Origin of the sequence: Bradyrhizobium sp. AZCC 1721 (genome assembly GCF_036924715.1) — a bacterium.
GTDB lineage: Bacteria > Pseudomonadota > Alphaproteobacteria > Rhizobiales > Xanthobacteraceae > Bradyrhizobium.
Map to the genome: position 1 here is coordinate 5179019 of NZ_JAZHSB010000001.1, position 25112 is coordinate 5204130.

General features: G+C 61.2%; 20 protein-coding genes and 1 pseudogene. 9 read left to right on the forward strand and 12 right to left on the reverse strand.

Features of this window, described 5'->3' with window-relative positions:
- Positions 1-20: 20 nt before the first annotated feature.
- Positions 21-2366, forward strand: coding sequence for an outer membrane protein assembly factor BamA (bamA, locus tag V1273_RS25070; protein WP_334411230.1), 2346 nt, complete (start codon positions 21-23; stop codon positions 2364-2366).
- Here the strand turns inward: bamA and V1273_RS25075 are convergent.
- Positions 2347-2922 (reverse strand): DUF6456 domain-containing protein, encoded by a 576-nt coding sequence (locus V1273_RS25075; protein ID WP_334411231.1) that lies wholly within the window; start codon positions 2920-2922, stop codon positions 2347-2349. The two genes, bamA and V1273_RS25075, sit on opposite strands and share 20 nt — an antisense overlap.
- A 214-nt stretch (positions 2923-3136) precedes the next feature.
- Complete coding sequence (locus V1273_RS25080) at positions 3137-3667, reverse strand: GcrA family cell cycle regulator (RefSeq protein ID WP_334411232.1); 531 nt, start codon at positions 3665-3667, stop codon at positions 3137-3139.
- A gap of 131 nt (positions 3668-3798) precedes the next feature.
- On the opposite strand from V1273_RS25080, the gene V1273_RS25085 reads away from it, so the two are divergent.
- The 3 genes from V1273_RS25085 (at position 3799) to V1273_RS25095 (ending at position 6233) form a co-directional block, all read left to right on the forward strand.
- The gene (locus V1273_RS25085) at positions 3799-4437 is read left to right on the forward strand and encodes a S24 family peptidase (RefSeq protein ID WP_334381258.1); all 639 of its coding nucleotides are present in this window, start codon (positions 3799-3801) and stop codon (positions 4435-4437) included.
- Between the two features lie 167 nt (positions 4438-4604).
- Positions 4605-4880: a hypothetical protein gene (locus V1273_RS25090; RefSeq protein ID WP_057844512.1), complete on the forward strand. Its 276-nt coding sequence runs from the start codon at positions 4605-4607 to the stop codon at positions 4878-4880.
- Positions 4881-5057: 177 nt separating this feature from the next.
- A complete protein-coding gene (locus tag V1273_RS25095) occupies positions 5058-6233 on the forward strand; it encodes an OpgC domain-containing protein (RefSeq protein WP_442893658.1) in 1176 nt (391 codons plus the stop codon).
- 42 nt (positions 6234-6275) lie between these two features.
- Here V1273_RS25095 and V1273_RS25100 read toward each other — a convergent pair whose 3' ends face one another.
- The gene (locus V1273_RS25100; RefSeq protein ID WP_334381256.1) at positions 6276-7577 is read right to left on the reverse strand and encodes a glycoside hydrolase family 3 N-terminal domain-containing protein; all 1302 of its coding nucleotides are present in this window, start codon (positions 7575-7577) and stop codon (positions 6276-6278) included.
- Between the two features lie 373 nt (positions 7578-7950).
- Between V1273_RS25100 and V1273_RS25105 the strand changes: the two genes are divergently transcribed.
- From V1273_RS25105 to V1273_RS25115, 3 genes are read left to right on the forward strand one after another with little or no spacing between them, the layout of a single operon-like run.
- Complete coding sequence (locus V1273_RS25105; protein WP_334363936.1) at positions 7951-9363, forward strand: DUF4153 domain-containing protein; 1413 nt, start codon at positions 7951-7953, stop codon at positions 9361-9363.
- Positions 9364-9397: 34 nt separating this feature from the next.
- The gene (locus tag V1273_RS25110) at positions 9398-10102 is read left to right on the forward strand and encodes a response regulator transcription factor (protein ID WP_334411234.1); all 705 of its coding nucleotides are present in this window, start codon (positions 9398-9400) and stop codon (positions 10100-10102) included.
- Positions 10102-11691, forward strand: coding sequence for an ATP-binding protein (locus V1273_RS25115; protein WP_334384178.1), 1590 nt, complete (start codon positions 10102-10104; stop codon positions 11689-11691). The genes V1273_RS25110 and V1273_RS25115 overlap by 1 nt, the downstream gene beginning before the upstream one ends.
- A 36-nt stretch (positions 11692-11727) precedes the next feature.
- Here the strand turns inward: V1273_RS25115 and V1273_RS25120 are convergent, their stop codons facing one another.
- From V1273_RS25120 to urtA, 9 genes and pseudogenes are all read right to left on the reverse strand, one after another.
- Entirely contained in the window at positions 11728-12570 is an 843-nt protein-coding gene (locus V1273_RS25120; RefSeq protein WP_334411235.1) for an aldo/keto reductase, read from the reverse strand.
- Between the two features lie 236 nt (positions 12571-12806).
- Positions 12807-13847, reverse strand: coding sequence for an aliphatic amidase (locus tag V1273_RS25125; protein ID WP_334411236.1), 1041 nt, complete (start codon positions 13845-13847; stop codon positions 12807-12809).
- Between the two features lie 39 nt (positions 13848-13886).
- Positions 13887-14234, reverse strand: a complete 348-nt coding sequence (locus V1273_RS25130; RefSeq protein WP_334411237.1) for an FmdB family zinc ribbon protein — start codon at positions 14232-14234, stop codon at positions 13887-13889.
- Positions 14235-14323: 89 nt separating this feature from the next.
- Entirely contained in the window at positions 14324-15553 is a 1230-nt protein-coding gene (gene fmdA / locus V1273_RS25135; protein WP_334411238.1) for a formamidase, read from the reverse strand.
- Positions 15554-15590: 37 nt separating this feature from the next.
- Complete coding sequence (urtE, locus tag V1273_RS25140; protein ID WP_334381251.1) at positions 15591-16280, reverse strand: urea ABC transporter ATP-binding subunit UrtE; 690 nt, start codon at positions 16278-16280, stop codon at positions 15591-15593.
- 66 nt (positions 16281-16346) lie between these two features.
- Positions 16347-17102 (reverse strand): urea ABC transporter ATP-binding protein UrtD, encoded by a 756-nt coding sequence (urtD, locus tag V1273_RS25145; RefSeq protein ID WP_334381250.1) that lies wholly within the window; start codon positions 17100-17102, stop codon positions 16347-16349.
- Between the two features lie 67 nt (positions 17103-17169).
- Positions 17170-18315, reverse strand: a complete 1146-nt coding sequence (gene urtC / locus V1273_RS25150; protein ID WP_334363943.1) for an urea ABC transporter permease subunit UrtC — start codon at positions 18313-18315, stop codon at positions 17170-17172.
- 18 nt (positions 18316-18333) lie between these two features.
- Positions 18334-19262, reverse strand: a pseudogene (gene urtB, locus V1273_RS25155) (urea ABC transporter permease subunit UrtB).
- A 120-nt stretch (positions 19263-19382) separates the two neighbouring features.
- A complete protein-coding gene (urtA, locus tag V1273_RS25160; protein ID WP_334381246.1) occupies positions 19383-20642 on the reverse strand; it encodes an urea ABC transporter substrate-binding protein in 1260 nt (419 codons plus the stop codon).
- Between the two features lie 170 nt (positions 20643-20812).
- Here urtA and V1273_RS25165 point away from each other — a divergent pair, with 170 nt between their 5' ends.
- Together V1273_RS25165 and V1273_RS25170 are read left to right on the forward strand one after the other, a co-directional pair.
- On the forward strand, positions 20813-24184 hold the full coding sequence (locus V1273_RS25165) for a hybrid sensor histidine kinase/response regulator (protein WP_334411239.1): 3372 nt from the start codon (positions 20813-20815) through the stop codon (positions 24182-24184).
- Complete coding sequence (locus V1273_RS25170) at positions 24174-25103, forward strand: response regulator transcription factor (RefSeq protein WP_334411240.1); 930 nt, start codon at positions 24174-24176, stop codon at positions 25101-25103. The genes V1273_RS25165 and V1273_RS25170 overlap by 11 nt, the downstream gene beginning before the upstream one ends.
- The last annotated feature ends 9 nt before the right edge of the window (positions 25104-25112 follow it).

Consider the following 25112-nt stretch of genomic DNA (forward strand, 5'->3'; position numbering starts at 1 on the left):
AACTGGGAGTCCGGCGGGACGTGGAGATCAGACGCATCACGCAGCGCAACCGACCGCTCCGATCGGGGGTGGCCGTTTGCCGGCTTGCCGGCGCCCTCGGCTTGATTTTCGTGACGCCGGTCGTCACCGAAGCCGCGCCGCCATCGCAAGATACGATAATCGTCGAAGGCACCCGCCGCGTCGACGCCGAGACCGTGCGCTCACACTTTCACGCAAGCCCTGATGGGCATTTCGATGACGCTGCGCGTGATGCGGCGCTGAAAGCACTGATCGCAACCGGCCTGTTCGAGAAAGTTTCCATCGAACGCGCCGGTGATCGGCTTGTCGTGCATGTGTCCGAAGCGCCTGTACTCGACCGCGTCGCATTCGAAGGCAACAGGAAAGTCAAGGACACCGACCTCGCCGCCGCCATCGAATCCAAGCCGCGCGGCTCGCTGCAACGCGCCACGGTGCAGTCGGACGTCGGCCGCATCATCGAGGCCTACCGGCGTGTCGGTCGCGCCGAGGTCAGCGTCGATCCGCAAATCATCGACCGCGGCAACGGCCGGGTCGACCTCATCTATGCCGTAACGGAGGGCGCAAAGACTCCGGTACGGCGGATCGATTTCACGGGCAACAAGGCCTTCGGCAAGCGACAGCTCAGCGCCGTAATCAAGACCTCCGCCACCCATATGCTGAGTTTTCTGACCGGCGGTAACGTCTACGATCCCGACCGCGTCGCGCAAGACCAGGAACAGCTACGGCTTTACTACCGCAGCAAAGGTTACGCCGATGTCAGCGTCTCATCGGCAAAGGCGGAGTATGATCCGGCGGCGAAGGGGTTCACGCTGAACTTCGCAATCGACGAAGGCCCGCTTTATCACTTCCGGGAAGTCAGCGTCGCCTGCAACGTTCCGGGAATGGACTGCGACAAGCTTCGTGGCCTTCCCACCGCCCATCCAGGCGCGGTGTTCGACGGCAACGCCCTGGACAAGACCACGGAGCTGCTGGCGATCGAAATGGCAAAGCTCGGCTATCCCTTTGCCCAGGCGACGCCGCAACTCACCCGTGATTCCGCAGCGCAACGCATCGACGTTACCTTCGTGATCGAACAGGGGCCTCGAGCCTATGTCGAGCGGATCGAAATTCACGGCAACACGCGGACCCGCGACTACGTGATCCGACGCGAATTCGATATCGCCGAAGGCGATCCATACAACAAGACATTGATAGATCGGGCCGAACGGCGCCTGAAAAACTTGAACTACTTCAAGACGGTGAAAATATCGAACCGGCCGGGCTCGGCGCCGGATCATGTCATCCTCGATGTCGAGGCGGTTGACCAGGCAACCGGTGATTTCAACATCGCTGGCGGCTACTCGACTGTCGATGGTGCGCTCGTCGAGGTCAAAGTGGGCGAGCGAAATTTCTACGGCACGGGCAAGAATGTGCAGGCCACCTTCACGTACGGCCAATATGCGCGCGGCATCAACCTGGCCGCGTCCGAACCGTATTTTCTCGGCACCAAGGTCGCCGCGGGAATCGAACTTTTCGGTCGCCAGAACGACGCCAATAGCTACCAATCCTACGGCAGCAACACCTACGGCGCGAGGCTGCAACTGGGCACGCCGATCAACGAGGAGCTCGGCATACAGTGGCGCTACTCGATCTACAATCAGAACATCACGCTATCGCCGAACAGCTCCGGCCTGACGCCCTCGTTGGCCGTCCGGCAGGCGGCCGCCGCCGGCCCGACCTGGGTCTCCGCCCCCGGCAGTACGACGACCTACAGTACGCTCGACAACACAAAGAGCCCGACCAGCGGAATCAGATCGCAGCTCAGCCAGGATCTGGCCGGACTGGGTGGAGACGTAAAATTCCTGAAGACCACGGAAGACGTGCGCTATTACAAATCGCTCAGTAGCGACCTGGTCGGCATGGTGCGCGCCCAGGGCGGCTACGTTACAGGTTGGGGCGGCCAGCAGGTGCCGCTGATGAACAATTTCTTCGGCGGCCCGACCATGGTGCGAGGCTTTGCCCCGAACGGATTCGGCCCACGCGATCTCACGCCCGGCACCACGATGGATAATGTCGGCGGCAGCGCCTATTGGGCAACGACCGCCGAACTGCAGAGCGCGATTCCCGGCGTACCCAACGAATACGGCCTCCGGGCCACGGCCTTCGTCGACGCCGGCAGCGTATTCCGCTACAGCGGGTCGACGGCATCGCTTCAGGTCGCCAACAAGAATGTCGTACGCTCGTCAGTCGGTGCCGGCCTGACCTGGGCCTCGCCATTCGGCGCCTTGACCGTCGACTATGCCGTACCGTTGACGAAGGCAGCTTATGACGTGGTGCAGCCTCTGCGCTTCAGCGCGGGAGGGTTTTGACCGGAACGGGATGCTCCGTCGCGAACCCGTACAACAGCGCCAACCGGTCGAGGCATTCGCGCAATCGCCTTGAAAAATAGTCATGCCATCGCTTGGTGCGCAGCCCCCTCCGCTCGCCGACCTGTTCCATGGTCATTCGCTGGACCAGGACGTCATGCACCAGCGCCGAGCCGTCCGCCCCAAGTTCGCGCTCGGCACGGTTCAACCGCAGCACGGCCTTGCGTTGACCCTCGGTGATCGGTTCGCGTCGCTGCCCGCCATCGACATATTCCCGGCTCGGATCGACCGCGCGCGGGCCGCGCTCCGCCTTCTCCCAATCGCTCTGGAACGCCCTCCCCGCCTGGTACTGCGCCTCGTCGATCTGGCGGTGGGAATGTAACCGAGCGAGGGGATCGTTGCGAATCGAACGCAAGGCAACAATCTTCTCGCCCGGCTCCAACGCCAGCGGGTTGTCGACCTCGACGGTTGCGACTTCGGCATTGCGTGACAAATCGCGCGACCTTCGGTCATGCGCCTTGGCGGGATTGTATGGCTTTCGGCGTTTGGCTCTCGGCATCTGATGGACTCCTTGAAAGCAGTAGAATTCGGTATCGACCGGAAGATCTATTCGTTTGATGCGCTCGATATCTCGTCGCGCAGCAATTCGGACAATGCATCCCGCCGGCCGCAGCCCTCCGGCTGAAGTCAGATCAGCGCACGCAGGTGAGCGATCCGGTGGCGACGCGGCAGCCGTTTCAACCTGTCGGCCACGCATGTGACTGCAGCGTTCGTCATGCTGTCTCCAACATCCGCAGCAAAGCGCTCACCGCGTGTTCGGACGGCACGACCGGGTTGCGACTCAGATGAAAATGCGGCGTGCAGTAGGCCGAACCCGGGCGGCGCGGATGACCGCAGAAAGTAATGACATCACTCTCCTCATCGCCGCCATAGGGATAACGGCAGTCACCACTCTCCAGCTCGGTCAGGGAGACATGCCGTGGCTCGATCGCCGCGCAGCGCAGCTTGAGCGGCTTGATCTCCTTAAACAACGGTACCGGCCAGACAAGGGCAGACACCCTGGATGCGCTGGCACGAGGTTCTCCGATGTCGTGCAGGTCCGCCGGCTTGGTGGGCATAGACGGTTGCAGGCGATCGTCAGCTCCTAGTCCGAGGCGCCGTGCGCGCCCGAGCGCTGCACTGCGAGTGTAGAAGGTACTGAATCGTGAATTGATCGCTCGCGCGGCCTCCGAATAGCTCATGCCTTTGGCAAGAAATTCCCGCAGCGCGTCCGAGTGCTCGGGCGCCCAGTTCGACAGTTCCATCTTGTTGTCCTTGCTCTTGTCAACGCCGCCCGACGCCGGCCAACTAATTTCTGATATTCCGAAATGAAAGTCAAGCTTGATTTCTGATAATCGGAATTGCTATTGTTTCTGAAATTCGGAAAGGTGTGATCATGCTGGACATCAGGTTGATCGAGCGAGGCCTGGAGAAGCCGGGCAAGACCAAGGGCGGATTGGCTGCCGCGATGGGCGTTCGTCCCGGCGCGGTTTCCGAAATCCTGTCCGGGATTCGGCTGATCAAGGCGTCTGAAATCGCGCCGATCATCGAATATCTCGAACTGAATTCGGTCCCGATCATGGGTCGGGTGGGTGCCGGCGCCTCGATCGAGCCGGAACATGAGCAGGTGCCGCCGGAGGGCCTCGGTGAAGTCGAATTGCCGTTTCCGATCGCGGAAGAAACCATTGCCTTCGAGGTGGCCGGCGATTCCATGCTGCCAAAGTACGAAAATGGCGACGTTATCGTCGTCTATCGCCAGCAGCGCCATCCGCTGTCGAGCTTCTACGGCGAGGAAGCCGCGGTCCGCCTGAAGACCGGCGAGCGATATCTGAAGACGATCGAGCGCGGAAAATCCCCAGCGTCGGTCAACCTGACGAGCTTCAATGCCAAGCCGATCACCGGCGTAAAGCTGGAATGGATCGGCGAGATCTGCGTCACCCTGCCGAGGGGCCAGATCGAACGATTGCGCAACAAGGCGGCGGCCCGCTCGCGCAAGGCAGCAAGGGCGACCGGCGGACGCACGCTGGAAAAGTAATCAAGGCAGCTTGCGACTTCCGAATCAACAAATCCTGCTAAGGTGTGACCGCCTCGCCGACCTCGCCCAATTTCTGTTTTTCGGAATTTTTGCTTGACTTATTTCCGATTTTCAGAAATACTCTTTCTCGTAGATTCCGGCGCGCGGGATAAGGTCAGATCGCCAACATGCAATATTTCGTCGTGATGATCGACTACGGCCGCCGCGGTCGCGAGGCCATCGTCGATCCGGAAATCACAAGGCGCGAGGTCATCTCCCGGGTGGCGTCGGGCGAGTATAAGAATATCAGCTTCATCCACGAAATCGCAGATTGCTCGGTCGAGGACATCACGGCCGATATTCTGAGCGAGGCGGCCCTTCCCGACATCGGCGCGACGGGCGCCGATCTGCAGGCCAGCCATTTCGATCACATCCGCGATCTGCGCAAGCACGAGAGAGCGTGATCACGTTCGGTCACGCTATTCCCTCAAAACATTGTGATTACCGGGCGGGCTTTAATCGCCGACAACTTGCTTAATTATTCTTCACGCAAAGTCTATTCCGACGGCGCGGACGATCGCACTAGATTCGCGATTCGATTCCTCCGACATGTAAAGTCTTAGCCAAAAATGCATCCGTCAATGAAGGCCGAGCTCGCCGCGCGCGACCGCGATTTCCGACTCTGTCTCCTGCTTGGTATTGCGGCCTGGTTTCTCTTTCTAGATCATGTCCCGCACAATGCGGTGAGCCTGCTGACCATGCGCAATTTCGGCTTCAGCGGCGCCACCGATCTGTTTGTATTCATCGGCGGCTACACGGCCGCGATCCTCTATGGAAAGATGATGCTGGAGCGCGGTTTCGTGGTGTCGGCGACCCGCATTTTCAAGCGCCTGTGGCAGCTTTACGCCGCTTACGTCGTTTTGTTCGTGATCTATATCGAACTGATCGGATATGTCGCGCGCAGATCCCGCGCCCCCGAACTCATCGGCGAGTTCAATGTTACGGGGATCGTCGACCACGCGATCCGGACGCTGATTCACGGCCTGCTGCTTCAGGCCAAGCCGCTCAATCTCGACGTGCTGCAACTGTTCATCGTGCTGATGGCGTTCTTTCCGATCGTGCTGTTCGGCGTGATGCGGCGACCGAACCTTACGCTCGCCGGATCGATTGGTCTCTACTTCGCATCCCGCCTGCTCGACTGGAATCTGTCTTCGTTTCCGGACGGACGCTGGCATCTCAACCCGTTCTCCTGGCAGCTCCTGTTCGTGCTCGGCGCCTGGTTTGCGCTAGGCGGTGCCAGACAGGTGCACGCCATACGCACCCTTCAGGGCCTCGCAATCCTGCGCACCGCGGCATGGCTGTACCTGCTCTTTGCGCTGGTCGTCACCGTTGCAGGGAAGTTTCCGCAAGCTGGAATTGTGCCGGATTTCCTGCGCGACGCCTTTCCTTCCAACGATGGGGAAAACCTTGCTCCCTACAGGGTGCTTCATTTCCTGGCGCTGGCCTTTCTCTTTACCTACATGGTGCCGCGTAGCTGGCGCGGATTCCGATGGCAGGCGTTACAGCCGATCATGAAGTGCGGCGAGGAATGGCTGGCCGTGTTTTGCGCCGGGGTGTTTCTCTCGTTTGCCGCGCATCTCGTCCTGATCACAGGCCCGGATTCGCTTGCCCTGCATGTCCTGGTCAGCTTCGCCGGGATTTCGATCATGACAGCCATCGCCTACTATGTGTCGTGGTCCAAGCAGCAGGATCACAAGCCCGCATTCCGGACCCGGGGAATGGCGGAGCTGCCCAAGGAAAGCCGGTTCGCGAAGTAGTTCGCGCCGGCATCTTGCCTTCCCGCTCTGCATCGCGGTCCCTCAATCCACAGGGAACGCCCCTTTCAGCCGCATCTCACTGTCGCCCAACATGGCGGCGTCGAGCCTGCCTTCGGCCGACGCCGCCATGGCGCAGGTGAAGATGCGATAGAACTGCGCCCCGTCGAAGGCGACCAGCAGCAGATCGACGCCGGCATTGAGCGCCTCGACCACTGCCGTGCAGACATTGCGTTGATAGATTGCTCCCATCACGAGGTCGTCAGTCATGATGACGCCCTGATAGCTCCATTTTTTGCGAATGATGCCGTCGACGACGCGTTTGGAATGTGACGCGGCGCGGTCCGGGTCGACCGACGTCAGCGTCACATGCCCGATCATCAGTTGCGCTTTCGTGCCGGCCAGCACCTTTCTGAACGGAATCCAGTCCGACGCTTCGAGTTCATCGAGCGGCGCATCCAAGCCGGCGCTGAAATGATGAGTATCGGATCGCACGCGGCCGAGCCCCGGAAAATGCTTGACGACCGCTCCAACACCGGACGCTTCGAGGCCATTCACATAAGCTCGTCCGATCTCGGCGACGACCGCCGGATCATCGGAAATCGCGCGGCGGCCGATCAGAGTGTTGAAGTCGAGCCGGTTGCGCTTCAGTTCGGGTCGCAAGTCCAGCACCGGCGCAAGATTCAGGGTAACACCGAGCGCCGCCAGCTCCCGCCCGTGAGCGCGCCCGAATGCCTGTGCTTTCCCGGCGCGCACATCCGGCGCCACGCTCGCAAGCGTCGATAGAGCCGGCAGCTTGGTCAAAGGCGGCGCCAGATGCGATACGATGCCGCCTTCCTGGTCGGCCGCCACGATCAAGGGCGGCAGGCCGGCAGCGCGCCGCTTTGCCTGCAGCGCCGAAATCTCCTCTTTCAGATGCGTCGCCGACGATCCCGCGACATTGTGCTTGGTGATGTAGACGCCGGAGATCAGGCCCTTCTCGGCGAGAACTGAAACCTCCGGGAATGACGAATACCCAACGATAAAATGTTTTCCAAGGCTGCGCACCTGTGCAGCATCGGTCCGCAGGACCCGTTGCTTGCGCCATTCAAATGCAGCATGCGCACCAAGCATCGACAGCGATGGCAGGCACCACAGCAGTATGAGCGCCCTTCCCGCGATGCCTCTTCTCCAATAGCCGCGGCGGATGAGCAATACGGCGACAACCACGCTCGCGGTAGCCAGAGCGATGTTTCCCCTTCCCCGCAGCGAAATCAGATAGGGATCGTTTTTGTTCGCAGCAGCGAAAACGAAGGCTATTCCAGCGAGCCAGACCAGGATCAGGCCGATACGTTTGAGACTTTGCATGAGAATGATGGGAGTTTGGACAAGGGGGATCAGACGAGACCATTGCCCGTATCAAACTTGTCTCGCCGGCGCGAGCGCATAACCGCACCTGCACGGAAACTGCAGAAAAATCCTGAACTCTTGCAGACGGCGGTCCAACCAATTGCACAACCACGCCAGATAGTCCGTCTTGCAACTCAGCGGCGGTCTTCGAATGCCTGTTCCCACAAGATTAGCTAGCGACGGGTGGTGGCTATGCGAGCGACCCGCGACGGCGCTGATTTGCAATTCTCCCCTCCAGACAGGTAGCGGACCAATGACCGACCTCTCCACGCCGGCATCCGATGCAGGCTCCGCTCAGGCGAGCCCGATCCCGGTCAAACCCGCGATTGCCGTGGCGCTGGCGGCTCTGGCCGACTGGTTGTTCTACGGCCAACAAATCGGGATTTCTACGATCGTCTTTGCGCTCGCGCTGGCTCTGGGGTCACTCACCGCCAATTTCGCAACGTTGAACAGAAGTCGGATGCTGCTGGCCGGCGTGCTCGTGTTGGCCGGACTTGTACCGGCTGTCGAGGAATTCAACGCGGCTTCTCTGGCCTTCATGATTCTGGCGCTCGGCGTTGGTCTGTTGCTGACCACCAATCTGCAAAGCTACAAGCTCGGTGAACAGGCGGCGGCGCTATGCGATCTATTTCTGGTCGGCCCCTTCAGGTTTTTTCGGGACGCCATCGGCTTGTTCAATCTGCCGACACTGAAGACCGGTCTTACGATTTGGTTCATTCCCGTCGCCTTCGGCGGCATCTTCGTTATTCTGCTCGTCTCGGCAAATCCATTGTTGGAGAAGTGGATCCGGCTGATGAGCCCGGGCGACGCCGCCTCTTATCTGAGCCTGAGTCGGATATTGTTCTGGGCTACGGCTCTGTCGATCATATGGCCCTTCATCCATGTCTGGTGGCGTAGCAAGATGGCGGTTTCGTCCGCCTTGGTCGAACCGGCGGTTCTGGACCAGACGCCACGATCGGACCGAATGGAGCTTTTCGGCGTCGCGACGATCCTGCGTTCGCTGGTCCTGTTCAACGTGTTGTTCGCCGTTCAAACCATCCTCGATGCGATCTATCTCTGGGGCAACGTCGCCTTGCCCGCCGATATCAGCTACGCCACCTACGCCCATCGAGGCGCCTATCCTCTCATTGTCACGGCGCTTCTGGCGGCAGGCTTCGTTCTGGCCGCGATGAGACCAGGTGGGCCGGCCGGGCAGTCGAAAGTGATTCGGCCGCTGGTCTATCTATGGGTGGCGCAGAATGTTCTGCTGGTGATGTCGTCGATCCTGCGCCTCGATCTTTATGTCCAAATCTATCTGCTGACCTGGTGGCGCGTCGCGGCCTTCATCTGGATGGTACTGGTCGCGTTGGGCCTCGTGCTCATCGTCGCCCGCATCGTGCTGAACCGCTCGAATGATTGGCTGATCCGCGCCAACCTCATCACCCTGACGGCGACCCTCTACATCTGTTCACTGGTGAATTTCGCCGCCATCATCGCTGACTATAATGTCAGCCATAGCCGCGAAGCAGGCGGCAAAGGAGTGTGGATCGATATGAACTATCTGCTATCCCTCGGGCCGCAGGCATTGCCTGCCATCGACCGGGCCATCGCCCTTCGCGGGTTCGAACCGGCCCTTGTTTCCCGCCGTAGTTGCCTTGTAGAACAGCAAGCGAAAGAGACCGCTTCCTGGCGCTCCTGGGGTTTTCGGAGTTGGCGCCTCCAGCGTGCCCTGGAAGCCCAACCGAAGAGTTCGACCACAGGTTAGTTCGACTGCAAGCCGATTGCGCCGGGAGAGACGTTTGACGCACCGCATTCTCATCGTTGACGATGACCTTCATATACGCGAGGTCATCCGTGTTGCACTAAAGAAAGCCGGAATGACCGTCTTTGAAGCGCGCGACGGCAAGGAGGCTTTGACCCGCTTTGCTGCCGACAAGCCGGATCTGATCATTCTGGATATCGGCATGCCGGAATTCGACGGCCTGAACGTCTGCCGCGAAATAAGAAAAACCTCAGACGTTCCGATCCTGTTTCTCTCCGCGCGCGACGACGAGATCGATCGCGTACTGGGCCTGGAGATCGGCGGTGACGACTATGTCACCAAGCCCTTCAGCCCGCGCGAACTCGTAGCGAGGGTAAACGTCATCCTGCGCCGCATCACCTCGCGCGGGCAGGACGCAAAGGCGTCCTCGGCCACGCTGTCGCAGGGCAAGTTGCTCGTCGATCCCGGCCAGCATATTGCCGAGTTTGCGGGCAAGCCGCTGCGCCTGACGGCCATCGAGTTTGGAATCCTCAGGGCATTCCTGACACGGCCTACGCTCGTTTTCAGCCGCGAGCAGATCATGAGCGCCGCCTATCAGCTCAACATCCAGGTGTCGGACCGCACCATCGACAGCCATATCCGCAATATCCGCGCCAAGCTGTCCGCCGTGAACTGCGACAACGTCATCGAAACCATTCACGGTGTCGGCTTCAAGCTCGGGCGATGCGAGCTCCAGGCATGATGCCTCACAAGGCTCAAAAATGGCGGCCGTCGGTGGGACAGGTCATTTTTGCCGCGCTCGCCGCTGCGGCGACACTGCCGCTGGTCGGGCTATTCTTCTTCCGCCTCTATGACAATCAGCTCATTCACCAAACCCAGGCCGAACTGATCGCGCAAAGCCGGGTGCTTGCCGCGGTCTATGCCCGGGAAGTGGAAACCCGCCTTAACGCCGGCATTGCGCTCGGCGCCGAAATTCCGCCCGAGGCGCGCCTGGCCCGGGAAGACCAGCTTACGCCGATCCGACCCGCGCTCGATCTCGCTGCCGGCGCAGACCTGCTTCGGCGGCGGCCTGACGCACTTCCAGCAAGCGCGCCCGCATCGCAACCCTATGTCGAGATCGGCTCGCGGCTGACGCCGATTATCCGGGAAACCCAGAAAGTCACGCTGGCCGGCTTCCGCATCCTCGATCCCCAGGGTGTCGTGATTGCCGGCCGCGACGAGGTCGGCCAATCGCTCGCCCATATCGAGGAGATAGCCACAGCGCTCAAGGGACAATACCGGGCGGCCCTGCGGATTCGCAAACCCGACAAGCCTCCTCCTCCGATCTACTCGATCAGCCGCGGCGTCGGCGTCCACGTGTTCTCGGCAATGCCTGTTGTCGTCAACAACCGCGTCGCAGGGGTGATCTATACGTCGAGGACCCCGAGCAACATCTTCGACCACCTCTATCAGGAACGCGGCAAGTTCATTCTGGCGGCGCTTGCGGTTGTTTTCGCGACCATCGTTATCGGCCTGGTATTCTCCCGAACCATCACCCGCCCGATGCGCGAGCTGGTCGATCGCGCCGCGCGCATCGGGCGGGGCGATCGCGATGCATTTCGGCCCCTCGCCCATTACGGCACGCGCGAGTTTGCGCAGTTGTCGCACAGTTTTCTCGACATGGCCGAACAATTGTCGCGGCGGTCGGATTACATCGCGACCTTCTCAGCGCACCTTACCCACGAATTGAAGTCGCCGCTGACATCGATCAAGGGTGCCGCCGAACTACTGCTGGATTCCCTGCAGAGCAAGACAGACACCCTCACCCGGATGGAGCAGAAGAATTTCATATCGAACATTCTGGGGGACACCGGGCGCCTGGAAGCCATGACCCAGCGCTTACGCGAGCTGGCGCGCGCCGAGGCCGCGCCGCAGAATGAGCAGACCGGGCTTTCGCAGGTGATTGGCGGGTTGAAGAGCCGGTTTCCGGCACGCGCGATCGACGCAACGGGGTGCCTGGACCGCTCGATCGGCATGTCCAGCGAAAAGGCGCTGATCGTGTTGTCGCATCTGACCGACAACGCCATCCGTCATAACGCCAAGGCCGTGCGGCTCGAAGCGGCCGAGGAAAACGGATCCGTCAGGATGATAGTCAGCAATGATGGCGATCCGATATCCGAAGCGAACCGGGAGAAGATCTTCGACGCTTTCTTCACCACGCGCCGCGACACCGGCGGCACGGGAATGGGACTCTCGATCGTCCAGGCTATCATGACCAGCCACGGCGGATCGATCCTGCTCCTGCCGTCCGACAAGGGCGTCGCGTTCGAACTGCAGTTTCCGGCCGCCTGAAGTCCGTCAGACGCGCGAAGCGCGGGAAGAGAGAGGCTACAGCATCGGCAAACCCCGCGGCTTGGGGCCGCGCGGAAAAGCCTTGTCGAGCGCGCCAATCTCGACCTCGCTCAACCTCAAGTCCCCCGCCCGCGCATTCTCGGCCGCGTGTTCCGCGCTGGAGGCTTTTGGAATCGCGAGCACCGATGCCGTGCGCGTGAGAAACGCCAGCGCGATCTGGCGTGGGGTTGCCTTGTGTGCATCGGCGATCGCCTGCAGCACCTCACCGCCCTTGCTGCGCGGCGATGGAAAGTCATTGTGGCCGAACGGCGAATAGGCGACGACGGCGACGCCATGCCTCTCGCACCACGGGATCACGGCGTGCTCGATCGCGCGCTCCTGCAGATGATAGAGCACCTGGTTGCAGGCGATCTTGCCCTCGCCTGCGATATCGACGAGTTCATCGAGATCATCTGAATCAAAATTGCTGACGCCCCAAGAACGGATCTTTCCGCTCGCCACCAGCTCCTCGAACGCCGCCACCGTCTCCTCGAACGGATAGGAACCGCGCCAGTGCAGCAGGTAGCAGTCGAGATAATCGACCTTCAGCCGCTTCAGCGAGCGCTCGCAGGCGGTGATGGTGCCGCGGCGCGAGGCGTTGCTCGGCAACACCTTTGAGACCAGGAAGAGCATTTCCCTCGGCAGCTCCGCGATCGCGTCGGCAATCACCGGCTCAGCATCGCCATACATCTCGGCGGTGTCGATATGGGTCATGCCGGTTGCGATGCCACGGCGCAGGGCGGCAATCGCGGCCTTGCGGTCGCCGTGGTCGAGATACCAGGTGCCCTGCCCGATCACGGAGACGTCGGGGCCGTTGGTGCCGAATTTTCTTGTTTGCAAGGTCGCCTCGCTCGTCAAAAGTCGCAGGCGCGGATTTTAGACGAAACGGGCTATGATGTCTCCACAACGTCGTCCCTGCGAAAGCAGGGATCCATAACCACGAAGGTCAGATATGAAGGAAACTGCGGCCGCAGCGCCGCGCCACAACCCACATTTGTGATTATGGGTCCCGGCTCCTGATGCGCAATTGCGCATGAGGGCCGGGACGACATTCGAATGTGTGGCACGCTGACCGGCTAGTAATTACTCGCCGTCGCCTCGTTCGGAATCCCCTCGATCGGGCATTCGTCGGTGCCGACGGTCGAACGCGTCATCGCCTCGACCATCTCACGCGTCCCTTCGGGGTCGGCGATCCATTTCGCATAGAAATCGTAGGGACAGGCCGCGACGCCGCGCGCGCCTTCGCCGGAATTGATCATGCCGGTATAGCCGCGGTGCAGCAGCTTGAAGAGATGGTTCTGCGACTGGCCGTTGCGGCGCGCGTCGCGGATCAGGCTCTTCGACAATCCCGCGTATTGGATGCCGTACTCCTCCTCGCCGGTCTCGCCGAGTGTGCGGCCGTCGAAGCCGATGATCGCGGAATGGCCGAAATAGGAGTAGACGCCGTCGAAGCCGGCGGCATTAGCAACCGCGACATAGACATTGTTGGCCCAGGCCATCGCCTTGGAAATCAAGACCTGCTGTTCCTTGGCCGGGTACATGTAGCCCTGGCAACGCACGATCAGCTCGGCGCCCTTCATGGCGCAGTCGCGCCAGATCTCCGGATAGTTGCCGTCGTCGCAGATGATCAGGCTGACCTTCAACCCTTTCGGTCCTTCGGAGACGTAGGTGCACTTGCCGGGATACCAGCCTTCGATTGGCACCCACGGCATGATCTTGCGGTACTTCTGAACGATCTCGCCCTTGTCGTTCATCAGGATCAGGGTGTTGTAAGGGGCCTTGTGCGGATGCTCTTCGTGGCGCTCGCCAGTCAGCGAGAACACGCCCCAGACTTTTGCCTTGCGGCAGGCTTCGGCAAAGATCTCAGTCTCATCACCCGGGACCTGCGAGGCGGTCTCGTACATCTCCTTGGAGTCGTACATGATGCCGTGGGTGGAATATTCCGGGAAGATCACGAGATCCATGCCCGGCAGACCGAGCTTCATGCCGACGATCATGTCGGCGATCTTGCGGGCGTTGTCGAGCACCTCAGCCCTGGTGTGCAGACGCGGCATTTTGTAATTGACGACGGCGACGCCGACCGTGTCATTGCTGGAAGAAATGTCACCGTGGAGCATTGGGATCGCCTCTCTGGTTTGAGTTGGAAGGATCGAGCCTCAGTGGCTGATCATCCAGGGGCGCGCCGTTGGAAAGCCCTTGGCGCCGCCTCTGGTCTTGGTGATGAGCCGGGCCGGCTTCTTCTTGCCGGGTGAACAGCAGCCACAGCCGGGACCGTGCGAAGCCTTGTATTCCGCTGATGTCTTCGGCGCATGGGCACTGCGCTCGTTAGTGGCGATCGCCTTGCGCTTCTCTGATGGCATGCAGAAGAACGCCGGTGCAGTCAGGATCACGCGCGGTGATTCATTTTCGCAGTTCGGACAGTCCTGCGGGTCGTCGCATTCGGCCATCGGCCGCATGTCCGTGAACGAGCCGCAGTCGTTACAGAGATATTCGTAGACGGGCATCTGGTTTCCTCGCGATGTTTCCTCGTAGCTCCGCGACGGATGCGGCGCGACGTGACACGGCGCCGTCCCGCACCCTCCTCGCGCGGGAATCACTTGTCCGGCGAGATCGGCATCTGGATGTCGCCCTTGATGTGTTTGATCGGTCCGGCCGACGACGGCATGATGTCGAAGTCGAATATCTCGGTCGGCAGCCACAGCGTAGCGCAGGCGTTCGGCACGTCGACGACGCCTGAGATGTGGCCCTGGCACGGCGCGGTGCCGAGGATCGAATAGGCCTGCGCGCCGGAATAGCCGAACTTCTTAAGATACTCGATCGCGTTCAAACACGCCTGGCGATAGGCGATGTGGACGTCGAGGTAATGCTGCTTGCCGGCCTCGTCGACCGAGATGCCCTCGAAGATCAGATAATCCTTGTAGTTCGGCGTGATCGGCGATGGCTTGAACACGGGATTCTTGATGCCGTATTTGGCAACGCCATCCTTGATGACATCGACCTTCAGATGCAGCCAGCCGGCCATTTCGATTGCGCCGCAGAAAGTGATCTCACCGTCGCCCTGGCTGAAGTGCAAATCGCCCATCGAGAGTCCACCACCCGGCACATAGACCGGGAAGAAGATCTTCGAGCCGCGCGACAGATCCTTGATGTCGCAATTGCCGCCATGCTCGCGCGGCGGCACGGTGCGGGCGCCTTCGGCGCCGACCTTGGCCTTGGCATCGCCTTTGGCGCGGCCGGCATGCGCGGTCGCGGCGAACGGCGGATTGGCAAGGCCCGGCACGCGCGTCGGATTGGTCGCGATCAGCGCGGTCTCGCGCTCGTTCCAGGTCGCCAGCAATTTCGGATCGGGCAGGCAGCCGATCAGGCCGGGATGGATTAAGCCAGCAAAATTCACACCGGGCACGTGGCGCGACGAGGTGTAGAGACCCTTGATGTCCCAAATCGATTTCTGGGCCAGCGGGAAATGGTCGGTCAGGAAGCCGCCGCCGTTCTGCTTGGAGAAGAAGCCGTTAAAGCCCCACAGGCTTTCCTTCAACGGACCGACATCGAGCAGGTCGACCACAAGGAGATCGCCAGGCTCGGCGCCCTTGACGCCGATCGGGCCGGACAGGAAGTGCACGATCGAGAGGTCGATGTCGCGCACATCATCGGCGGAATCGTTGTTCTTGATGAAACCGCCGGTCCAGTCATAGGTCTCGATGATGAAATCGTCGCCTGGATTGACCCACGCCACGATCGGAATATCGGGATGCCAGCGGTTGTGGACCATGTCGTTCTCGTAGGCCGATTTCGAAAGATCGACCTTGATCAGTGTCTCTGGCATCGATAGCTCCCCTTTTTTGACAGCACGGTTTGCGGGTTTACACGGACAGGAATTTCGAGACTTGCGCGGCATCGACGCTGTCGCGCGGCTCGTCGCGGACGATCTCGCCGTTCTCGATGACCAACACGCGGTCGGCGATGTCGAGCGCAAAGCTCAACACCTGTTCGGAGACGACGATCGACAGGCCGCGCTCGTCGCGAATGCGCTTCAGGGTGCGCGCCATGTCCTTGATGATCGACGGCTGGATACCCTCGGTCGGCTCGTCCAGCAGCAGCACTTTTGGCTTGGTGACGAGCGCGCGGGCGATAGCGAGCTGCTGCTGCTGTCCGCCGGAAAGATTGCCGCCGCGCCGGCCTTTCATCTCCAGCAGCACCGGGAATAATTCGTAGATGTCCTCAGGCACCTCCGAGCCGCCCGACACCACGAGGCCGGTCTCGATGTTCTCCTTCACCGTCATGGTGGAAAAGATCATGCGGCCCTGCGGCACGTAGGCGAGGCCCCTGGCGACACGCTCGTAGCTCGGCAGCGTGCTGAGCTCTGCGCCTGCCATGCTCACCGAGCCACTCTTGGTCGGCACGATGCCCATCAGCGACTTCATCAGCGTGGTCTTGCCCATGCCGTTACGGCCCATGATCGCGACGATCTCGTTGGGCGCGACCGAGACGTTGAGGCCGTGCAGAACTTCGCTCTGACCGTAGGCGACGTGAAGATCCGAAATAGCCAGCATGAGCGCTCCTTATTTGTTGCGCATGATCTTGTCCGGAAACCGGACGCCACTTTCCGGGATCATGCGCTAGTGCCCGAGATAAACTTCGATCACTTTCGGATCGTTCTTGACCTTCTCCATCGTTCCCTCCGACAGGATCTGGCCCTGGTGCAGCACCGTGACCTTGTGAGCGATGTCCTCGACGAATTTCATGTCGTGCTCGATGACGAGCACTGAGCGGTCCTTGATGATGCGGTTCAACAGTTCGGCGGTCTTCGCGCGCTCGCTGACGCTCATGCCGGCGACGGGCTCGTCGAGCATCAGGAGTTCCGGATCCTGGATCAGCAGCATGCCGATCTCGAGCCATTGCTTCTGGCCATGGCTGAGCTGATCGGCATAAGTGTCGAGACGATCCTTCAGGAAGATCATCTCGGCGACTTCCTCGATGCGCTGCTTGACAGCATCATCGCGCTGGAAGACGAGCGAGCCGAACACAGTGCGGCCGCGCGGATAGGAAATCTCCAGATTCTCGAACACGGTCAGATCCTCGAACACCGACGGGGTCTGGAACTTGCGCCCGACGCCGGTCTGTACGATCTGGTTCTCCTTCAGCTTTGTCAGTTCCTTGCCGCGAAACTGGATCGAGCCTGAGGTCGCCTTGGTCTTTCCGCAGATCAGGTCGAGCACGGTGGTCTTGCCGGCGCCGTTGGGGCCGATGATGACGCGGATCTCGTTCTCCTCGACATAAAAGGAAAGATTGTTCACCGCCTTGAAGCCGTCGAACGACACCGTGAGCGCTTCGACCGCGAGCAGGAAGGGTTTAGGCTGGTGACCGATGAGCATGATCTATCTCCTCATTTCGCCAGTGTGGCATCGGCAACCGATATGACGGACGAGCATGATGTCCTCCTCACTCTGCCGGCGCACCGTCGGCGACCGAATTACTGGTCCAGTCGCCGGACTTCTTCTTGATCGAGCTGATCAGGCGATCGATGCGCGACTGGACGTGATCCGCCCAGATGCCCGACAAGCCGTTCGGGAAGGCCAGCACGACCGCGATGAACAGCGCGCCGAGGCCGAACAACCAGAGCTGCGGGAAGGATTCCGAAAGGCCGGTCTTGGCAAAATTGACCAGCAGCGCCCCCCACACCGCGCCGAAGATCGACGTCCGTCCGCCGACGGCAGTGTAGATCACCATTTCGATCGACGGCACGATGCCCACAAAGGACGGCGACATGAAACCGACATTGAGTGCGAACATGGCGCCCCCTATCGCTGCGAAGATCGCAGCCATGCAGAAGGCGAAGATCTTGAAATTGGCGACGCTGTAGCCGGAGAAGCGGACACGATCTTCCTGCTCGCGCATCGCCACCAGGATGCGGCCAAGCTTTGTCAGCCGGATGAACTGCGCGATCAGGATGCAGCCGAACAGCAGGAACACTTCAAAGAAGTATAGAACGACCTTGGCGTGGTCCGGCCTGATGTCCCATCCCTTCAGTGTACGCAGGTCGGTCATGCCGTTGATGCCGCCGGTATAACCCTGCTGCCCGACGATCAGAATGGTGAGGATGGCGGCGACGGCCTGGGTGATGATCGCGAAATAGGTGCCGCCGACGCGGCGCTTGAACATTGCCGTGCCGATGATCAGGGCGAAGAGGCCTGGGACCAGGATGATGGCGAGAACGGTGAAGGTGAGACTGTGGAACGGCTGCCAGAACAGCGGCAGCGCGGTGATCTGATTCCAATCCATGAAATCCGGAATGCCGGGCGTGGACTGGATCTTGGTGTTCTCGACGCTGGATGCCTCCAGCTTGAGGAACATCGCCATGCAGTAGCCGCCGAGGCCGAAGAACACGCCCTGCCCCAAGCTCAGGATGCCGCCATATCCCCAGCACAGCACGAGGCCGATCGCGACAAAGGCGTAAGTCAAATATTTCGCGACCAGATTGAGACGGAACACATCCAGCGACAGCGGCAGGATCACGAGCAGAACCAGGCCCAGTGCAACGAAGCCAATGAGCTCGGATCGATTGAAGAAGCGCGAGTTGATGATCATGATCGTGCTTTCTTGTTCTTACTTGCGAACCTTGAGGCTGAAGAGACCCTGCGGCCGCAACATCAGGATTCCGACGACGGCGAGCAACGTGAGAACCTTGGCCATCGAGCCCGACATGAAGAATTCGAGCGTCGATTGTGTTTGCGAAATCGAGAAGGCCGACGCGATGGTGCCGAGCAGGCTCGCGGCGCCGCCAAACACGACAACCAGGAACGTGTCGACAATGTAGAGTTGCCCCGAGGTCGGACCGGTCGAGCCGATCATGGTAAAAGCGCTTCCCGCTATCCCGGCGATCCCGCAACCGAGGCCGTAGGTGTAGCGATCGACTCTTTCGGTATTGATGCCGACGGCGCCGGCCATGATCCGGTTCTGCACGACAGCGCGGACCTGCCGGCCCCAGCGCGACTTGTAAATGACGTAGGCAACCGCGCACGTGATCGAAACGGTGAGACCCATCACGAAGATGCCGTTGATCGGCACCTCGATGCTGTCGGTCACCTTGAGCGATCCCAGCATCCACTGCGGCAGGTCGACGCCGACCTCGCGCGCGCGCCGAAGACGGAGCGATAGGCCTGCTGCAGTATGAGGCTGAGGCCCCATGTGGCGAGTAGCGTGTCGAGCGGGCGCTTGTAGAGGTGCCGAATCAGCCCCCACTCCACCAGCATTCCGAGCGCGCCGGAGGCGAGGAAAGCCAGCATCATCGCGAGAAAGAAATAGCCGCTGAAAAGACCTGGCAGATAGCTCTGGAACAGATTCGACGTCATCCAGGTGACGTAGGCCCCCAAGATCATGAACTCGCCATGCGCCATGTTGATGACGCCCATCTGGCCGAAGATGATGGCAAGGCCGAGCGCCATCAGCACGTAGACGGAGAACAGGATCAGGCCCGCAAAACCCTGCATGACGAAGATGGAGCCCAGATCGCCAATCGAATAGTCGCCGAACATCTGACTTCTCCGCCGGAGGAAGGTCCCGCGTCGCGAGCGAATTCGCGACGCGGGGTCGTGAAGCGCGGATTGACGGTCCACGCCAGGGAGCGGTTGGAACGTTGCGGGAAGGCTCCGGGCTTATTGGTAGCCCTTCGGGAACGGATCGGGCTCGATCAGATCCGCGGTCTCGAAGATCAGCTCGAACTGACCATCGAGCTTGGCGCGCCCGACGCGGGTCTTCGACCAGAGGTGATGGTTTTCGTGGATGCGCACGTAGCCTTCGGGCGCCTCCTTGAATTCCACGCCGGGCGAAGCGGCTGCGATCTTGTCGACGTCGAAGCTACCGGCCTTCTCGCAGGTCAGCTTCCACAGCCACGGGCCGAGATAGCCGGCTTGCGTCACGTCGCCGATCACGGTCTTCTCGCCCCACAACTTCTTGAACGCCGGAACGAACGCCTTGTTGTTGGCATTGTCGAGCGACTGGAAGTACTTCATGCAGGCATAGGCGCCCGCGATGTTCTCGCCGCCGATGCCGTCGATTTCATCTTCGGTCACCGAAATCGTCAGCAGCGCCTGCTTCGACAGGTCGACGCCGGCCGCCTTGAGCTGCTTGTAGAAGGCGACGTTCGAGCCGCCGACCACGTCGGTGAAGATGACGTCGGGCTTGGTCAGCTTGATCTTGTTGATCACCGAATTGAACTGGGTGCTGCCGAGCGCGTAATATTCCTCGCCGACGACCTTGCCCTTCAGTACGTTCTCGACGTGCTTGCGCGCGATCTTGTTCGAGGTGCGCGGCCAGATGTAGTCCGAGCCGATGAAGAAGAACGATTTGGCGCCCTTCTCCTTGGCGATCCAGTTCAGGCCGGCGAGGATCTGCTGGGTCGCTTCCTGACCAGTATAGATGACGTTCTTGGACTGCTCGAGACCTTCATAGAAGGTCGGATAGTACAGCATGCCGTTGTACTGCTCGACGACCGGCAGCACCGCCTTGCGCGATGCCGAGGTCCAGCAACCCATGATCGCTGCGACCTTGTCGTTGACGAGAAGCTTCTTGGCCTTTTCCGCAAAGGTCGGCCAGTCGCTGGCGCCGTCTTCCTGGATGAACCTGATCTTGCGCCCGAGCACGCCGCCGGCGGCGTTGATCTGTTCGATCGCGAGCTTTTCGGCTTGGATTGAGCCCGTCTCCGAGATCGCCATCGTGCCGGTGGCCGAGTGCAGGATGCCGACGGTGACCTCCGTATCGGTGACCGCGAGCCCCGTGGTGTTGACGGTGGCGGTTGCGGGACCTGCCCCGAATGAGGGCCGAGGAAGAATCGAGACGAGCGGCAGTGCCGCCGCGCCCATCAGCAGTTTGCGGCGAAGCGGAGACTGCAAGCCCTTGTTTGGTTCGTCTGACATGAGCACCCCATTTTTGTTCGAAACGCTTATCGGTCAGGCGAGGATTGCCCAGAATTGTGCACTGCACAGATACGTGGGATTGCGTATATTGCACCGCAAAATAGCGACGTAGTTTTTGGTACGGAGTTTGCTGGGCCAAGCGGGTCGGTCGAACTGGGCAGGAGCAGCAAGTGGCAGGGCGGCAGCGGATAGACCGCGTCAGGCGCCAATATAACCAATGGGTCGCCAACCAGACGCTGGAAGACTACGCGCTGCGCTTCACCGCCAAGAGCGCGCGGCGGTGGTCTGCCGCACGCGTCGCCAATACCGCGCTTGGCGCGATCTCCTTTCTGGCGCTGGAGGCGATCGGCGGCACCATTACGCTTAATTACGGCGCGGCCAACGCCACATCAGCCATTCTTGTCGTCAGCGTCATCATCTTCCTCTGCGGCCTGCCGATCGCCTATCATGCCGCAAAATGCGGCATCGATATCGATCTGCTGACCCGCGGCGCCGGATTCGGCTATATCGGCTCCACCATCACCTCGCTGATCTACGCCTCCTTCACCTTCATCTTCTTCGCGATCGAGGCTGTTATCATGGCCGCGGCGCTCGAGATGTGCTTCGGCATCCCGCGCCCGATCGGCTATCTCATCAGCGCCGTCGTCATCATTCCCTTGGTGACCTACGGCATCACCCTGATCAGTCGCTTTCAATTGTGGACGCAGCCGCTCTGGATCGTGCTTCACATCCTGCCCTTCGTGGCGATCGCCTACGCCAACCCGCAGTCGTTCACGGAGTGGCGCAAATTCGCGGGCGAACATGGCGACGCCGGCGGCCATCTCGATCTGCTGCTGTTCGGCACCGCCGCGTCGGTGGTGTTTTCGCTGGTTGCGCAGATCGGCGAGCAGGTCGACTTCCTGCGGTTTCTGCCCCGCGATCGTCGCACCTCGCGAACGTCGTGGTGGATCGCGCTGCTCAGCGCCGGCCCCGGCTGGATCATTTTCGGCGCGCTTAAGTTGCTCCTGGGCTCGTTTCTCGCCTACTTCGCGGTGAGCCATGGCGTCTCCAGCGAGCAGGCCGCCGAGCCGGCGCACATGTATCTCGAGGCCTTCCGCTACGTGTTGTCGCAGCCGGACATGGCGCTGGCGCTGACCGGCACCTTCGTCATTCTCTCGCAGATCAAGATCAACGTGACCAACGCCTATGCCGGCTCGATCGCCTGGTCGAACTTCTTCTCGCGGCTGACCCACAGCCATCCCGGCCGTGTGGTGTGGCTCGTCTTCAACGTTCTGGTGGCGCTGCTGTTGATGGAAATCGGCGTCTACAAGGCGCTCGAGCAGACATTGGCGCTTTATTCCAACGTGGCGATTGCCTGGGTCGGCGCGCTGGTTGCCGATCTCATCGTCAACAAGCCGCTCGGCTTGCGCCCGCAGCACATCGAGTTCAAGCGCGCGCATCTCTGCGATATCAACCCGGTCGGCGTCGGCGCGATGACGATCGCGACCATCGTGTCGATCTCTGCCTTTTACGGCCTGTTCGGGCCGACGGCGAAGGCGCTCTCCGCCTTCGTGGCGCTCGCGGTTGCCTTCGTCACCGCGCCCCTGATCGCCTGGGCGACCGAGGGCAAGTATTACATCGCGCGCAAGCCGAAGCGGAGCTGGCAGAACCTCGAATCGATCCAGTGCTGCATCTGCGAGCACTCGTTCGAGCCGGAGGACATGGCCTCCTGCCCGGCCTATGCCGGCCCGATCTGCTCGCTGTGCTGCTCGCTCGATGCGCGCTGCCATGATCTCTGCAAGCCGCACGCGCGCGCCGGCGCTCAGGTCTCGGACATGCTCGGGAAACTGTTGCCGGAGGCGATCTACGCGCGGATCAATTCGCAGTTCGGGCACTATCTAGGCGTGTTCGCGGTCTCCGCGGGTCTGGTCGGGCTGACGCTGGGGCTGATCTACCTGCAGACCTCGGCGGCAATGCCCGTCGAAAATTTTGCGCTGTCGGACGTACTGTGGAAGGTGTTCTTCGCGCTCACCATCATCATCGGCGTGGTGACATGGTTGTTCGTACTGGCGCAACAGAGTCGCCGCGCGGCGGAAGCGGAGACGCGGCGGCAGACCGCGCTCCTGATCCAGGAGATCGATGCGCATAAGCGCACCGACGCCGAACTGCAACGCGCCAAGGAAGTCGCGGAATCGGCAAACCTCGCCAAGAGCCGCTATGTGGTGGGGCTGAGCCATGAACTGCGCTCACCGCTGAACGCCATCAGCGGCTATGCGCAATTGCTGGAGCAGGATTTCAACCTCCCCGCAAAGCCTCGCGACCAAGTGCGCGTGGTCCGGCGCAGCGCCGACCATTTGTCGGGACTGATCGACGGCATCCTCGATATCTCCAAAATCGAAGCGGGCCGGCTTTATCTGTCGCGCGACGAGGTCCGCCTGAGCGAGTTTCTCGATCAGCTCGTCGGCATGTTTCGCGTTCAGGCCGCCGCCAAGGGTATCGACTTCATCTTCAAGCGGCCTTCGGTGCTGCCGCTCGTCGTCTATGCCGATGAGAAGCGGCTGCGGCAGGTTCTGATCAACCTGCTGTCGAATGCACTGAAGTTCACGCAGACCGGAAACGTGCAGTTCGTCGTGCACTACCGCAGCCCCGTTGCGGAGTTCGAGGTGATCGATACTGGGCCCGGCATCCAGCCCGACGACCTCGAACGTATCTTCGCACCCTTTGAACGCGGCGCGCTCGGCGTCTCGCAGCCGCAGACCGGCACCGGGCTTGGGCTGACCATCAGCCGCCTCCTGGCGGGCGTAATGGGCGGCGACATCAAGGTGACCAGCCAAGTCGGCAATGGCAGCACGTTTCGAGTAAAAATCCTGCTGTCGGAAGTCACGAATCCGACGCGCATCGCGCCGGTGGAGGCGCCGATCTTCGGCTATCACGGCCCCCGCAAGACGATCCTGATCACCGACGACGACCCGACCCACCGCGATCTTCTGCGCGAGGTGCTGACGCCGCTCGGCTTCATTTTGCTCAGCGCGCCCGATGGACCCGGCTGCCTCGCGCTGGCGCAGCATTGCCGGCCGGATTTGTTCCTGCTCGACATCTCGATGGCCGGGATGGATGGCTGGACGGTGGCGGAAACGCTGCGCGCAAGCGGCCATCACCAGGCGCGTATCCTGATGGTATCGGCGAGCGCGCTTGAAGCGCATGGCGCGCCGCTGGCGCAGCCGTTCCACGACGGCTACCTGATGAAGCCGATCGATATTCCCAAGCTGCTCGAAACCATCCGACAATTGCTCAAGATCGAATGGCAGTATGAGGCAGGCGATGTCCCTGCCCCGCATTGGAGGCCGGAGACCGGCTCGCGGCCGCCAGTGAAACATGTCGAGGAACTGATCGGGCTCGGGCAACTGGGCTACGTCCGCGCGATCCAGGTCAAGCTCGACGAGATCGGAAATGACTACCCCGAACATGCCGACTTCGTGTCGCAAATGCGCGCCTTGATCGACCGCTTCGATCTCGATCAGTACATGGCGACCCTGAAAGCCCTGCACAGCTATGATCACTGAACCAAAAAAGCGCGACGTCGCCCTCGTCGTCGACGACTCGCCCGAGACGCTGCGGCTACTGACCGATGCGCTCGACGGCGCGGGCATGACCGTCGTGGTCGCGCTCGATGGTGCTTCCGCCATGCGGATCGTCGACCAGATCACGCCCGACATCGTGCTGCTCGACGCTGTGATGCCGGGGATGGATGGGTTCGAGACCTGCCGGCGGCTGAAGCGCGACGCCGGGCTCGACCATGTTCCGATCATCTTCATGACGGGGCTGGCCGAAACCGAACACATCGTGCGCGGGCTCGAGGCCGGCGGCGTCGACTATGTGACAAAACCAATCGCGGTCGAGGAGATGCTGGCGCGCATCCGCGTCCATCTCGCCAATGCCCGCCTGACCCAGAGCGCGCGCGCCGCGCTCGATGTCTCCGGCCGCTATCTGCTCGCCGTGAATGCTGCAGGCAAGATCATGTGGGCAACACCGCAGGCGCAGAAGCTGCTCTCCGACTCGCTCGCCGCCGACGGTGACGATGACGTCGTGCTGCCCGAGCCGATTCCGCGATGGCTCGATGAGGCGCGCAAGGGTAAAGCCGCGGCAAAGGCCGCGGCCATGCCGACGCGTCACGGCACCGAGCAGCTTCGCCTGCAATATATGGGGAAGCTCGGCACGAACGAATTCCTGCTGCGGCTGGCGAAAGATTCCGGCGCGGAGGCGCCAGTGGAATTCTCCAGCGAGTTGGGGCTGACGACGCGCGAGGGCGAAGTGCTGTCATGGCTGTCCAAGGGCAAGACCAACCGCGACATCGCGCAGATCCTGGGACTCTCCCCGCGCACCGTCGACAAGCACCTCGAGCAGATCTACTCCAAGCTCGGCGTCGAGAACCGCACCGCCGCGGCGGCGATCGCGGTGAATGCGAAGAACAGGAGGGGGTGAAGGGGCTGG